This window comes from Chamaesiphon sp. OTE_20_metabat_361, from assembly GCF_031364565.1.
Map to the genome: position 1 here is coordinate 1 of NZ_JANLWO010000808.1, position 1,982 is coordinate 1,982.

At 48.6% G+C, this 1,982-nt stretch carries 2 protein-coding genes; one reads left to right on the forward strand and one right to left on the reverse strand.

The genetic code is table 11. The annotated features are described in order from the left end of the window. Window positions 1–234 precede the first annotated feature (234 nt). Window positions 235–1,224, forward strand: coding sequence for a methionyl-tRNA formyltransferase (gene fmt, locus RMO35_RS22730; RefSeq protein ID WP_309744610.1), 990 nt, complete (start codon window positions 235–237; stop codon window positions 1,222–1,224). A 101-nt stretch (window positions 1,225–1,325) separates the two neighbouring features. On the opposite strand, the gene phoU is transcribed toward fmt, so the two are convergent. Then, the coding region (gene phoU, locus RMO35_RS22735; RefSeq protein WP_309744611.1) for a phosphate signaling complex protein PhoU at window positions 1,326–1,982 on the reverse strand (657 nt) is incomplete at its 5' end.

Consider the following 1,982-nt stretch of genomic DNA (forward strand, 5'->3'; position numbering starts at 1 on the left):
TTCGATCGCGAATAATTCAGTGAGCAACACGCCGATGTTGCTAGCGAGTTTGGTACGTCAAGTGGCAGTGATGTAGTAAGAATTGGATAGTGGATTGTGAATAGTGGATAGTGTTTAGTAGGAAGAAGTGGATAGTGAATAGTCGTTAGATGTTTTTTACACACCATACTTTCATCGACGCTCGCTGCATACCAATAACTATTCACTATCCACTATTCACTATCCACTAATCCCATGCGAATCGTCTTCTTCGGTACTCCCCAATTTGCCATTCCGACATTGGAGCAACTGCTCGCCGATTCACAATTTCAAGTGGTGGGGGTAGTGACGCAGCCAGACAAGAATCGGGGGAGGGGGAATCAACTATCGCCATCGCCAATCAAACAGGTGGCTGTCGCACATCAGCTCCCGATTTGGCAACCAACGCGGATTAAAAAAGATCCCGACACGATCGCGGCACTCCGCGACCTGGGAGCAGATATATTTGTAGTAGTAGCCTACGGGCAGATTTTATCTCAAGAAATTCTCGATTTGCCCAAATTGGGCTGTATCAATGTACATGGCTCGCTGTTGCCAGCGTATCGCGGCGCGGCACCGATTCAACGCTGCTTGACGGATGGGGTGACGCGCACGGGGATTACAACCATGCTGATGGATGCGGGGATGGATACTGGTGCCATGCTCCTCAAGTATGAAACCCCAGTCGATCTCTTCGCTAATGCCGATCGATTGGCGGCAAAATTGGCCGTCGAAGGTGCGCGACTACTAGTTGAGACGATGTATAGCCTCGATCGGATTACACCGATGCCCCAGGAGCATTCAGCGGCAACATTCGCACCACCCATTCAGAAATCAGAATACACGATCGAGTGGACGCGATCGAATATTTCGATCCACAATCGAGTTCGCGGCTTCTATCCCAATTGTGTCGCTACCTGCGGCGCTCAGCCGCTGAAAATTATGGCTACAGTACCGCTAGCTGCCGAGTTTCAAGCAGACTTAACTCCAGCGATGCAGAAGTTATTACCAGAAATTGAAAGTTTAGATTTGAGTAACAGTGTACCTGGCACAGTCGTCAAAATCGCCAAAGGTTTAGGGCCAATTATTCAGACTGGCTCTGGCTGTCTGCTATTGTGTGAAGTTCAACTCCCCGGCAAACGTCCCCAATCTGGTATGGATTTAGTCAACGGTATGAGATTGGCGGTGGGAGAGGTATTGGGATAGATGAGTGAAAAGTAGCAAGAATAAGCAATAGATAGGAAACGCAATTCCGAATCCTAAAGCCTAAAGCCTAAAGCCTAAAGCCTAAAACCTAAAACCTAATCCTATTGTCTCGCTCCCGTGACGATAAACGTCACTCGAAAGGCAATATTCGTCGCGTGATCTGCCATGCGTTCGAGATGGCGGATGGTAAGTGCGAGTAGGATTGTCGGCTCGATGGAGCCTTGAAGATTAGTTTGAGTGGCTAAAGTCTGATAAATCTCATCATAGGCGCGATCGACATCATCATCGAGCCTGTGAATCGTCGGGCCAGCCATGCGATCGAGATTGGCTAATGCTGCTAGACTAGCTTCTAACATCGCCCGCGCATGGTGCGACATCTGTTCGATCGCGGGTAGGCAAGGATGAGTAGGGTAGGGAAACAATTTGAGCGAGATTTGACTGATATCTTTGGCATAATCCCCAATTCGCTCTAAGTCTCGCACCATTTGCATAAAGGCGCTCAGTCGCCGCAAATCTTGGGCAACAGGAGAGGCAATCGCCATTAGTTCCGCGCATTCCAGCTCGATTTGATGATAAAAGCTGTCGATCTTGCGATCGATTTTCGGAATCTCTACAGCGATGCCGATTTCTCGCTGAAAGAGCGATCTGTGCGCCAGCCGAAATGACTGCTCGACTAAAGCTCCCATCAACAACATGTCCTGTTCTAGGCGGCGGCTACGATGTCTAAATTGTCTAGATTCATTCAATGAATAGGATAT

Coding starts and splice junctions, on each gene's coding strand:
- fmt (WP_309744610.1), top strand. CDS start 235: ATGCGAATCGTCTTCTTCGGTACTCCCCAATTTGCCATTCCGACATTG.